Here is a 9,976-nt window from a genome sequence, read left to right as displayed (position 1 = left end):
CACAAGCCCCCCCTCATGCTTGCTCCCCCCCGTTTTGGGGGGGGGGGTGATGTCCCTCCGGGGCCCCCCCCCCCCCCCCCCCACCGCTCCAACTCCCGCCAGGCTGACCCGGGCGTACGGCTAGGCTGACCCGGTGATCGAGGACGGCGCCACGGACAAGGGCAGCGTGACCACGGTACGGCGGATCGGCGACACGATCCGCCGGCCGGTCGGCGAGTGGACGCCGGCGGTGCACGCCCTGCTGACCCACCTGGAAACGGTGGGTTTCACCCGGGCCCCGCGACTTCACGGCATCGACGGCACCGATGAGGTGCTCTCCCTGCTGCACGGCGAACCCGCGTTCTCGCCCTGGCCGCCGGCTCTGCGCTCGACCGGCGGAATCAGCGAGCTGGGGCACTGGCTGCGCGAGTACCACGAGGCCGTCCGGGACTTCCGGCCACCGGCCGACGCGCGCTGGCAGGGCCAGGGGAACGAGTGGCGGCCCGGCATGGTCATCCGGCACGGCGACCTCGGCCCGTGGAACTCCATCTGGGACGGCGATCGGCTGGTCGGCTTCATCGACTGGGACTTCGCAGCACCCGGCCACGCCCTCGACGACCTCGCGCAGCTCGCCTGGTACGCGGTGCCGCTGCGGCCCGCCGATCAGCAGCGGAGAGCCGCGATCGTCGGCGAGCACACGCTGCGGGGCCGCCTCAACGCCCTCTGCGCCGCCTACGGCGCGCAGCCGGCCGCCGTGCTCGACGCGCTGGATGCCGTCCAGTCCCGCGAGGCCGAGCGCATCGAACGGCTCGGCGGGCGCGGCCAGGAGCCGTGGGCAAGCTTCCTCGCCCGCGGTGACGCGGCCGAGATGGCGGCCGAGCGGGCCTGGCTCCGCTCGAACCGCGCGGTCCTCCTCCTGGACGGCTCGGACAGCTCGGACAGCTCGGACAGCTCGGACGGCTGAACAACGGCGCCCCCCGGCAGCCGTGGTTCAGCCGGTCGGCTGCGCGGGCCGCCCCGGCACCCACAGCGGCACGGGCCCGCCGCGCGGCATGGCGCGCGCCGCGTCCTCCTCCAGCCACCCGTCCACCCGCTCCGGGTCGCCCTCGCCCAGGTCCACCAGCGCGGCGGCGGCGATCCGGGCGCAGCACAGCACGAGCGCGAGGGTGTCCTGGCGGCGGTGCCGCTCCCGCACGTAGGCCGCACCGCGCTCCTCGATGCGCCTGCCGTGGGACGGCCCGTCCTCGGCGGCCAGCGCCTGCACCCCGTGCCACACGAGGGTCAGCGCGCAGGGCTCGGCCGGGTGTGCCACGCCCTCCCGGTGCGCCTGCTCGCGAGCCTCGGCCGACCGCTGCCCGAGCCACTCCAGCGCCGCCGGGCCGTCGTCCCCACAGGACCGGAGGACCAGCTCGGCGGCCTGTTCCGCGACGGCCCGCAGCACGGCCGGCGCGGGCACCCGCAGGCCGGGCGCCGGTGCGTCGCCGAACGACAGCCACGCATCCGCGAACGAGGCCGCCCGTAGACCGCCCACCCAGGCCGGTGCCCCGCCGGTGGCGCCAAGCCACTCCCGCGCGCCCAGCCGGACCAGTCCCACCGCGACCAGTCGCGCCGCGTCCCCGTCCAGCCCCAGCAGCCGTCCACTGCGCACCACACACCCCCACCAGCACTCGTCACCCCGTGGGCACACATCCCACCACACCGGGAAGCGATCGAACTAGACAGGGTCACGTCACACCTCGGGACGGAGGGGTTCACACCTGCCGGGCGCGGTGGCGCGGCGACCGACCGGAGGAGGCCGAGGGGGGCCGGGGGCGGGGGGTCCCCGTGGCCGCGGCGGAGAACGGGACGGCCGTCCCGCGACACCGGACGGCCCCGCTCGCAGGCGCCCGCCCGTCGGCGCCCGATGCTCGTGCGGCGCCGGTGGCTCCTGGTCCGTCACGGCGAGGTGGGATGACGGACCGTCATGGCAGCTTTCGGACAAGCTGATCCCCGCCGCCGATTTCCTGGGATCTCCACTGAATCATCACGCCTTCACCACGCTAGGGTGACTCCCGTTCCGCTGCCGGATGCCCGGCGGTCGAAACGCTTCGCCGACTTCCAACTCGACTGGAGTGCCAGCATTATGAGTGTTCATCAGCTGTTGAGGCGTGCGAGGGCCGCGGTCGTCGGCAGGGGGATCGGGGCGGCCGCGGCGGCGTTCGCGCTGGTCGCAGCCGTCGTCCTGGGCGGCACGGTCTCCGGGATGTCCGTGGCGGAGGCCAAGCCGGCGTGGGGTGGTTCGGGCAAGTGGGCGTGCTCCGGGCAGCCGGTCGCGGCCGGGAACGTCATCACCGACTACGACAGCAAGGGCTGTGGCGGGTACGGCTCCTGGTACCAGCAGCCGGCGAAGGACGGGATCTGGACCTGTTCCGGCTCCCCGGTGGTCGCCGGTTACGTGATCACCGACCACACCACCTACGGCTGCCGGGGCATCGGCTCGTGGCGCCACAGCCTCGTCCACGACGGCATATGGACCTGTTCCGGTTCGCCGGTCGTGCCCGGGTACGTGATCAGCAACCACCTGCGGGCCGGTTGCGGCGGCATCGGAAGCTGGCAGCACAACCTGCCGCACGACGGGATCTGGACCTGCTCGGGTTCCCCGGTGGTGGCCGGTTACGTGATCACCGGCCACACCACCTACGGCTGCGACGGCGCCGGCTCATGGCGCCACAACACCGCCCGCGCGGGCCTGTGGGCCTGCCCGGGCTCGCCCGTCCCGCCCGGCTTCCGCTCCACCAGCTACAACGCCGGCGCCTGCGACGGCCTCGGCGGCTGGCTGCTCGCCCGGGCCTGACGACCAGCCCGGCCCCCTCCCCGCGGCCCGTCCACACCGGGTTGCGGGGAGGGTCCCGTCCGTCCTCAGATCCGTTCGGCGGACCAGTACGGGTCGCGGCCGGTGAGGGCCAGCAGTTGGTGCTGGGCGTCGGCGCCGGGGGGTGTGGTGAGCGGGGGGTCGAACAGGCCGGTGCCGGCCAGGTTGCGGTAGCCCTCGAACTCCGCGAGGGCGTAGCGGGCGGCGCCGGGCGGCATTCGGCCGTCCTCGCCGAGGGCCCGGGCCAGGTCCCAGCCGTGGACGACGGTTTCGGCGGTCAGTTCCCGGGCGTACCCGCCGACGTCGCGCAGGCCGTAGGGCAGGTGCACCAGGAGGTCGGGGGCGCCGGGCTGGTGGAGTGCGCGGACGGCGCTGTCGGCGGCCATGGCCCACACGCCGACGGGGTTGCGTCCCAGGACGTCGCCGCCGAAGCGGTGGCCGATCGCCTCGGGGGTGTAGCCGGCAACCGCCTGGCAGACCCAGAGGTGTTGCGCGGCTAGGTGGTTCACCAGGGCGCGGACGTCCCAGTCCCGGCAGGGTGTGGGCGCCGTCCACCGGTCCTCGGGGACGGCCCGGACCAGGCGGGTCACCTCCGCCGCGGCGGCGATGTAGCGTTCACGGACTTCGGCGTGGAACCCGGGTGGGTGCGGACATTCCATCGGAGGGCCTCCCTCCTGTCCTGCTCACTCCTGTCCTGCTCACTCTCAGTAAATCGCTACTGGGAGTGACCTGCCAGGTTTCCCGAGGCCGGGCCGCTTGCGAGGGCCGGACGGCCACCGGGCGATCGCCGTTGGTGACCGGCGGGTGGCCGTCCGGCCCGTCAGCGGTCCGGGTCCGCCAGGACGGCCTGCGCCGCGTTGTGCCCGGGGATGCCGCTGACCCCGCCGCCCCGGACGGCCCCCGCGCCGCACAGCAGGACGTTCGGGTGGGCGGTCGCCACGCCCCAGCGGGCGGCGGCGCTGCCCGGGTCCTCGTCCTCCTCCTCGACGGCGAACGGGAAGGCGAGGTCGCGGTGGAAGATGTGGCCGCCCGGCAGGCCGATCTCCCGCTCCAGCTCCGGCGGGGTCCTGGCTTCGACGCAGGGCCGGCCGTCGGCGTCCGTGGCCAGGCAGTCGGCGATCGGCTCGGCCAGCACCGCGTCCAGCTGCGCCAGGCTCGCGGCCAGCGCCCGTTCCTTGGCCGCCGGGTCGTCGAACAGCCGGGCGGGCATGTGCAGGCCGAACAGGGTGAGCGTCTGGAGCCCCTGCCGGAGGGCCTCCGGGCCGAGGATCGACGGGTCGGTGAGGGTGTGGCAGTAGATCTCCGACGGCGGCGCGGAGGGCATCCGGCCGGCCCGCGCCTCGGTGTACGCGGTCTCCAACTGGCGGTAGCCCTCGGCGATGTGGAAGGTCCCGGCGAAGGCCTCGCGCGGGTCGGCGGTGGTGTCCCGCAGGCGCGGCAGGCGGCGCAGCACCATGTTGACCTTCAGCTGGGCGCCCTCCGGCGCGGGCCCCGGGTCCTCGCCCAGCAGCCGGGCCAGGGCGGCCGGCGCGGCGTTCACCAGCACCCGGCGCGCCGCCGCCGTCGCCTCGCCGTCCCGGTGCCGGTAGGACACCTCGGCGTCGGCGCGGCCGTCGGTGGCGATCCCGGTGACCTCGCAGCCGGTCCGGATCTCCGCGCCGGCCGCCAGCGCCGCCTCGGCCAGTGCGCCGGTCACCGCGCCCATCCCGCCGACCGGGACGTCCCAGTCGCCCGTCCCGTTGCCGATCACGTGGTAGAGGAAGCAGCGGTTCTGCCGGAGCGAGGGGTCGTGGGCGTGGGTGAAGGTGCCGATCAGCGCGTCCGTCAGGACCACCCCGCGCACCAGGTCGTCGGCGAAGGCCCGCTCGACGGCCTCGCCGAGCGGCCGCTCGAACAGGTCCGTCCAGGCGGTCTCGTCCCCGATCCGTCGGCGCAGTTCGGCGCGTGAGGGCAGCGGCTCGGTGAGCGTCGGGAACACCCGTTCGGCGACCTGGCCGGTCATCCCGTAGAAGCGCTGCCAGGCCTGCCACTCCCGGTCGGTGCCGGTCAGCGCCCGGAACGAGTCCAGGGTGCGGCCGGGGTCGGCGGCGTCCACCAGCAGTCCGGTGGGCTTCCCGTCCCGAACGGTGGGGGTGTAGGAGGCGATCCGGCGCCGTCGCAGGTCGAGCCGCAGCCCGAGGTCCCGGACCACCTTCCGCGGCAGCAGGCTGACCAGGTAGGAGTAGCGCGACAGCTGGGCGTCCACGCCCGGGAACGCCTGGGTGGAGACCGCGGCCCCGCCCACCCCGGGCAGTCGTTCGAGGACCAGCACCCGCCGCCCGGCGCGCGCCAGGTAGGCGGCCGCGACCAGGCCGTTGTGTCCGCCGCCGACGATCACGGCGTCGTACCGGGGGAACGGGTGGGTGCTCATGGAGCCACGCTACGGCGTTTCGCGGGGCTGGGGAACAGTCCTGCACGGGGCGGCCGGCGGCCACCTCGGACCGGGGGCGGCCGCCGGACCCGTCCCGCCGGACCGGCTGTCGGTGCCGCTGACTAGGGTCTGCGGCATGGCGACAGTGACCTTCGTCGACGAGACGACATCGGGGCTGCGGCGGGACGCCTGGCGGCTGTGGCTCCCCGCCGACGAGGAGCGGTTGACGCTGCGCGAGCTGATCCGCCGCCGGGTGCTCCAGGAGGTGGCCGAGCACAACGCCCGCCGCCCCGAGATCTACCACGGCCTGGTGCAGCCGACCGAGACCGAGCGAACCCTGAACGGGTTCCGGCTGCGGGTGCCGGGCCAGGCGATCGATCCCGAGCGGCAGTTCCTGAGCGCGGTCGAGGCGTTCGGCCGCAACGGGTTCCTGGTGCTGGTCGGCGACCGCCAGGTCGAGGACCTGGACGCCGAGTTGGACCTGCGCACCGACACCGAGGTGTGCTTCCTGAAACTTGTACCGCTGGTAGGTGGCTGAATGACAACGACCGATCTGCTCGACCCCGCCGTCGGGCGGCTGCTCGACGCGCTCGACACCGGGCACGTGGACGCGATCGGCGCGGCGCTCGTGGAGGTCGACACCGCGGTCGGCGGCGACTGGTCCGCCGAGCGCGTGGCGCCGGTCCGCGAGCGGGTGCTGGAGCTGCACCGCAACACCCGGGCCGCGTTGGTGGCGAGCCTGGTGCGCTGGATGCTGATGCTCTGGCGGCCCGTGGAGACCGATGAGGCGGCGCAGCGGCGCGACGCGCTGATCCGGCTGGCCTCGATGGTCTCCCAGGGCTTTCCGCAGGGGCCGGCCCGCGAGCTCCGCGAGGACTGGTTGCACCTGATGGGCCGCCAGTGGCACCTCGCCGAACTGCACACGGCCGAGCGACTGATCAGCGACGAACTGGAGGCGGGCCGCCCGATCGACGGTGCGGTGGTCGCCGCCGTGCGCCGATCGGCGCAGATGGTCCGGCCTCACCACAGCCTCGTCATCGACCTCGCGGCCGCGTTGCCCGAGCCCCTGCTCAGCCCCGGCGAGGCCTGGGCGGACCAGGTCCTGGCCGCGCTCGACGAGCCCGGTTCGCCCGCAGGCACCGATCGGCCGTGGGCGGACCTGGTCAAGCACGCCGTCGAGGCCAAGTCCGCCAAACCGACCGCCCGTTGGGAAGGGACCGGGCGCGCCCTGATCGACGCGGTCGGCCCCGAGCGGGCCCGCGAGCGGATCACCGAGTGGCTTTCGCTGGTCGGTCGTCCGCGCACCCTCGACCTGGTCGCGGAGGCGCGCGGCGAGGGAGTCGACCAGTTCGACCCCCACAACCTGGACGCGCTGCGCGGACTCGCCCTGCTGCTGGCCCTGACCCCGGCCCATCCCGACAGCGCCCGGGTGCTGGCCCGGCTGGTCGAGTCCGCGCTGCGCAAGGCACCCGGCATCGGCCCCCGGGCGCCCAAGGTGGCCAACGCCGCCGTGCACTCCCTCGCCCGTCTGGACGGCGAGGACGGCCTCGCCCAACTGGCCATCCTCACCACCCGGGTGACGTACAAGGGCACCGTCAAGGAGTTGGACAAGGCGCTCCGGGACCGGGCTGCCGCACTCGGTCTCAGCCGGGCCGAGATCGAGGAACTCTCGGTCCCTTCCTACGGGTTGACCGAGATCGGCCGACGCGTCGAACGCTTCGGCGGCGAGGCCCGGGTGGAGCTGGTGGTGGAGGGCTTCCGGGCCCGCCAGACCTGGTACAACGAGGCCGGCCGTGCGGTGAAGACCCCGCCCGCCGCGGTGCGCCGTGAACACGCCGATCGGCTCAAGGAGTTCAAGGCCACGGTCAAGGACCTGGAGAAGATGCTGACCGCCCAGTCCGAGCGGCTGGAGCGGCAGTTCCTGGCGCGGCGCAGCTGGCGGTACGGCCCCTGGCGGCAGCGCCTCCTGGACCACCCGCTGGTCGGCACCGTGGCCCGCCGGCTGATCTGGACCGTGGACGGCACCGCCTGTGCCTGGCTGGACGGCGCCCTGCGCACCGCGACCGGCGACGAACTCGCGCCCGCCGCGGACGCCTCCGTCGAGCTGTGGCACCCGGTCGCCTGCCCGCCCGAGAGCGTGCTCGCCTGGCGCGCCGTGCTGGAACGCCAGGGCCTCGTCCAGCCGTTCAAGCAGGCGCACCGGGAGGTGTACCTGCTCACCGCCGCCGAGGAGCACACCCGGGTGTACTCCAACCGCTTCGCCGCGCACGTCCTGCGCCAGCACCGGTTCCACGCCCTGGCCACCGCCCGGGGCTGGCACAGTCAGCTGCAACTCGCGGTGGACAACTCCTTCGCCGCCCCGAAGCGGCTGCTGCCCGAGTGGGGGCTGCGCGCCGAGTTCCGGGTGCACGGCATGGATGCCGACTTGTGGGCAAACTTCGAGCACCTGGGTACCGACCAGGTGCGCTTCTACCCGATCGACGCGCCGGAGAACGCCACCCACGCGGGCAGCGGCCAGTACGGTCCGGTGATGCGGCCCGGAGTGCAACTCGTCGAGCCGGTGCCGCTCGCCGAGGTGCCGCCGCTGGTGCTGAGCGAAGTGCTGCGTGACGTCGACCTGTTCGTGGGCGTGACCAGCGTCGGCAACGACCCGGCCTGGTCGGACGGCGGGCCGGACGGCCGGTACCGCGACTACTGGCAGTCGTACAGCTTCGGCGAACTGTCGCAGAGCGCCCGTGAGCGCGGCGAGTTGCTGGCCCGGCTGCTGCCCCGGCTCGCGGTGGGGGAGCGCTGCACGGTGGACGGGCGCTTCCTGGAGGTCCGCGGCGAGCTGCGGACGTACCGGATCCACCTGGGCTCGGGCAACATCCTGATGTCGCCGAACGACACCTATCTGTGCATCGTGCCCGGCACCGACGGGCCGGCCGACGGACAGCCTCAACTGCCGTTCGAGGGTGACCACATGCTGGCGGTCATCCTCAGCAAGGCGCTGCTGCTGGCCCGTGACGGCGCGATCACCGATCCGACCATCACCAGCCAGATCGCCCCGCGCTGACCAGTTGGGACGTGGGCGGGCCCCGCCGACCGGACGGTGCGCCGGGCGGCGGGGCTTCGGCAGGGGCCCGTGGGCAGGGGGCTTCGGAAGCGGCGGTTGTGGGAATCCCGTCCGGGAGCCGGAGGCAACGGCGGTGCCGACGGCTCGCTACCCTCAACCCGCTTCCATCCGGAGGAGATCAGCCGTGCACGCACGTCCACGTCGCGCCACGCTCAGATCCCTGATAGCCGGCCTCTGTGCCGGGGTCACCGCCCTCGCTCTCGCGGTGGGACCGGCGCAGGCAGCGCCGGTCGACACCCCCAGCTCCGTCCAGTCCGCCGAGTCCGTCCAGCCGAGTGAGCACCAGAACCACTCCGCCGGGCTGAACGCGGCCTACGCGATCAGCACCCCCATGAACATCTCGGCCGCCTGCACGGGGCAGAACGCCGAGACCATCCAGGCCGTCGATCCGACGGTGAACGCCGTGTACGACACGTGGATGGGCTGCAAGGGCATCGGATTCGCGGACTCGCTGGACGGCGGGGCGAGCTTCGGCACGCCGGTCATGCTGCCGGGCAGCGTCGGCCAGAAGGGCAGCCGCACCTGGGACCCGGCGATCACCGTCGCGCCGGACGGCACGGTCTACGTGGCGTTCATGGTCTCCCGCTCCGGCCTGACCTACCCCGTCGTCGACGTCAGCTCCGACCACGGCGCCAGCTTCAAGACCGTCAGCGCGATCGTCCCGCCGGACGCGAACAACTGGGGTGACCGGGACTTCATCACCGCCGGCCCGGACGGGACGCTGTACCTGACCTGGGACTACGGGCCGAGCGCGGCCGCGGTGACCTTCGTCTGCGCGCCGAGCGGCAGTTGCTCCTTCGCCACCGGCGACGTCAACGCGGTGATGCAGAAGTCCACCGACGGCGGCCGGACCTGGAGCCGGATGTCGCACATCAGCCCCGGCTACCCGAACAGCGGGGCCGACAGCGCGCCCGTCACGGTCGAGCCGGACGGTTCGCTCGACGTGCTCTACCAGGGCTACGTCGTCACCAACGTCCCGACCGACGACCTGACTGTTGCCTACACCTACGCGACCCGCTCCACCGACGGCGGCGCGACCTGGTCGCAGCCGGTGCGGATCGGCGGCGACGCCGGGTCGATGAACAACGGCGAGTGGTGGATCGACGGCAGCGAGGCGCTCGGCCCGGACGGCACGCTGTACGCGACCTGGGACACCCAGGGTTCGAACAGCGACACCGGATGGCTGTCCTACTCGCAGGACCACGGTGCGACCTGGTCCGCGCCGGTGCAGGTGCCCGCGGACACCCTGAACGTCCCCCACATCATGCAGGTGGTCGCCGGGCCGCCCGGGATCGTGTACGTGGGCTGGCTGTCGAGCAGTGACCCGCGCGGCTACGCCCAGTACCTCCGGACCTACTCGACGACGAAGGGGTGGCTGTCCGCCCCGGTCCAGGTCTCACATGACTTCGGGACGGGCTCGGTGTGGCCCGGGGACACCTTCGGCTTCTCCGCGCTGTCGCCCACCCGGCTGGTACTGGCCTGGGGCAGCGCCGTCGCACCCGCGGCCTCGAACGACAACATCTGGACCGCGACCGTCGGGGTGACCCTGACGTAAGGCCCTTGAACGACCTGCGGCGGGGGGGGAGGGGGGGGGGGGCAGGGAGAGGAGGGAGCGGGAAGA

The 9,976-nt window shown here is 73.7% G+C and carries 8 protein-coding genes; 5 read left to right on the top strand and 3 right to left on the bottom strand.

The features are described 5' to 3' along the window. Positions 1–133 precede the first annotated feature (133 nt). Complete coding sequence (locus tag ACFQ87_RS30850; protein WP_380614138.1) at positions 134–943, top strand: phosphotransferase; 810 nt, start codon at positions 134–136, stop codon at positions 941–943. A gap of 27 nt (positions 944–970) precedes the next feature. Here ACFQ87_RS30850 and ACFQ87_RS30845 read toward each other — a convergent pair whose 3' ends face one another. After that, complete coding sequence (locus tag ACFQ87_RS30845) at positions 971–1,630, bottom strand: hypothetical protein (protein ID WP_380614137.1); 660 nt, start codon at positions 1,628–1,630, stop codon at positions 971–973. A 471-nt stretch (positions 1,631–2,101) separates the two neighbouring features. Here ACFQ87_RS30845 and ACFQ87_RS30840 point away from each other — a divergent pair, with 471 nt between their 5' ends. After that, a complete protein-coding gene (locus ACFQ87_RS30840; RefSeq protein ID WP_380614136.1) occupies positions 2,102–2,812 on the top strand; it encodes a hypothetical protein in 711 nt (236 codons plus the stop codon). Positions 2,813–2,877: 65 nt separating this feature from the next. On the opposite strand, the gene ACFQ87_RS30835 is transcribed toward ACFQ87_RS30840, so the two are convergent. Next, positions 2,878–3,489 carry a TIGR03086 family metal-binding protein gene (locus ACFQ87_RS30835; RefSeq protein WP_380614135.1) on the bottom strand — a complete coding sequence of 204 codons (612 nt, stop codon included), beginning with the start codon at positions 3,487–3,489 and terminating at the stop codon, positions 2,878–2,880. A 161-nt stretch (positions 3,490–3,650) separates the two neighbouring features. Beyond that, on the bottom strand, positions 3,651–5,240 hold the full coding sequence (locus ACFQ87_RS30830) for a phytoene desaturase family protein (RefSeq protein ID WP_380614134.1): 1,590 nt from the start codon (positions 5,238–5,240) through the stop codon (positions 3,651–3,653). Between the two features lie 136 nt (positions 5,241–5,376). Between ACFQ87_RS30830 and ACFQ87_RS30825 the strand changes: the two genes are divergently transcribed. The 3 genes from ACFQ87_RS30825 to ACFQ87_RS30815 all read left to right on the top strand — a co-directional run bounded on the left by ACFQ87_RS30825 (position 5,377) and on the right by ACFQ87_RS30815 (position 9,910). Continuing rightward, the gene (locus tag ACFQ87_RS30825; protein ID WP_380614133.1) at positions 5,377–5,778 is read left to right on the top strand and encodes a hypothetical protein; all 402 of its coding nucleotides are present in this window, start codon (positions 5,377–5,379) and stop codon (positions 5,776–5,778) included. Next, positions 5,779–8,295: a DUF4132 domain-containing protein gene (locus tag ACFQ87_RS30820; RefSeq protein WP_380614132.1), complete on the top strand. Its 2,517-nt coding sequence runs from the start codon at positions 5,779–5,781 to the stop codon at positions 8,293–8,295. Between the two features lie 184 nt (positions 8,296–8,479). Next, positions 8,480–9,910 carry a hypothetical protein gene (locus tag ACFQ87_RS30815; protein WP_380614131.1) on the top strand — a complete coding sequence of 477 codons (1,431 nt, stop codon included), beginning with the start codon at positions 8,480–8,482 and terminating at the stop codon, positions 9,908–9,910. Positions 9,911–9,976 lie beyond the last annotated feature (66 nt).

It is taken from the genome of Kitasatospora sp. NPDC056531, from assembly GCF_042794375.1.
In the GTDB taxonomy this organism is placed as follows: domain Bacteria; phylum Actinomycetota; class Actinomycetes; order Streptomycetales; family Streptomycetaceae; genus Kitasatospora.
The sequence above is the reverse complement of the archived record's forward strand: the minus strand, read 5'-3'. Positions and strand labels throughout refer to the sequence as shown.

What these genes read in the sequence shown, in the direction of transcription:
- ACFQ87_RS30840 (WP_380614136.1), top strand. Translation starts at nt 2,102, where the DNA reads ATGAGTGTTCATCAGCTGTTGAGGCGTGCGAGGGCCGCGGTCGTCGGC.
- ACFQ87_RS30835 (WP_380614135.1), bottom strand. Translation starts at nt 3,489, where the DNA reads ATGGAATGTCCGCACCCACCCGGGTTCCACGCCGAAGTCCGTGAACGC.
- ACFQ87_RS30830 (WP_380614134.1), bottom strand. Translation starts at nt 5,240, where the DNA reads ATGAGCACCCACCCGTTCCCCCGGTACGACGCCGTGATCGTCGGCGGC.
- ACFQ87_RS30825 (WP_380614133.1), top strand. Translation starts at nt 5,377, where the DNA reads ATGGCGACAGTGACCTTCGTCGACGAGACGACATCGGGGCTGCGGCGG.
- ACFQ87_RS30820 (WP_380614132.1), top strand. Translation starts at nt 5,779, where the DNA reads ATGACAACGACCGATCTGCTCGACCCCGCCGTCGGGCGGCTGCTCGAC.